The following is a 1,098-nucleotide window of genomic DNA, read 5'->3' as shown; positions in this document are numbered from 1 at the left end:
GCCCTGTCTACGGCGCTCCGGGATGTGGCGGAAACCCGATGAAGCCGCTAGAATGCGCCCTCCCCCACAGGGGAGTAGCCAGGGAGCCGGCAGTCGTCCGGCATCCGCCCGTCGTCAACATGCTTGAGAAGCTTCTTTCCCCCGCTTCTCATGGCGGCGGGATGCGCAGCCGCAGACTTCTCGCGCTTTTCGCGCGCTCCGCAGCCGTCCTCAGACCAAGAGATACGGACGGCCGGAGCCGAAGGGTTTCGGTTCGGGCATCGGCAAGACCTGCGGCGCGGCCTTCTGCATGAACTGTTTATAGAGAACGGCGTGCGGCAGGAAGGTGCGCGCCGAGCAGGCTTTTCCGACCGCCGCGACGCCGTTCAGACCCCTAATGCTTGGAATCCTGCAGACCATTGCGCTCTCCACGGGCGTCGTCGCCGCCGCTGAAATCGGCGACAAGACGATGTTGCTCGCCGTCTTCCTCGCCGCCCGCTTCCGCAGGCCCTGGACGATCATCCTCGGCATCTTCGTCGCGACGTTCCTGAACCACGCGATCGCGGGCGCTCTCGGCGCCACGCTCGCGAGCTTCATCAGCGCAGACCTCCTGCGCTGGATCCTCATCATCTCCTTCATCGCGATGGGCGTCTGGATCCTCATTCCGGACAGCATCGACGAGGAGGGTCAGAACGACAAGCTCAAGCGCTTCGGCGTCTTCTGGACCACCGTGATCCTCTTCTTCATCGCCGAAGTGGGCGACAAGACGCAGGTCGCGACCGTGGCGCTCGCCGCCCGCTATCCGATGGAGGCCTTCTGGGTGATCATCGGCACGACCGCGGGTCTGATGCTCGCCGACGCCCCGGCGGTCTTTGTCGGCAACAAGCTCGCCGAAAAGATCTCGATGAAGCTCATGCGCCAGATCGCGGCGGCCGTGTTCTTCATCCTCGCCGTGGTGGCGTACCTCGAGGGATGAGCCTAAGGTTGGAGCGCGCCCTTGCGGCCGCTCCGATCCCGGCGCCGGACGGATCCTCCGGCTTACGGCCGGCTGAAAGTAGGCGCAAGGCCGGGCATTGCCGACTGAAGGGCCGGCGGAGGCGGCTCCCGAAGGGAGCTTCT

At 65.4% G+C, this 1,098-nt stretch carries 1 protein-coding gene; it reads left to right on the top strand.

Going from position 1 to position 1,098, the window contains the following annotated elements; genetic code table 11:
• Positions 1-376 precede the first annotated feature (376 nt).
• On the top strand, positions 377-955 hold the full coding sequence (locus ACT6Y9_RS11075; protein WP_295478173.1) for a TMEM165/GDT1 family protein: 579 nt from the start codon (positions 377-379) through the stop codon (positions 953-955).
• The last annotated feature ends 143 nt before the right edge of the window (positions 956-1,098 follow it).

The sequence above is a fragment of the Sutterella sp. genome (genome assembly GCF_052272535.1).
Classification (GTDB): domain Bacteria; phylum Pseudomonadota; class Gammaproteobacteria; order Burkholderiales; family Burkholderiaceae_F; genus Sutterella.
The sequence above is the reverse complement of the archived record's forward strand: the minus strand, read 5'-3'. Positions and strand labels throughout refer to the sequence as shown.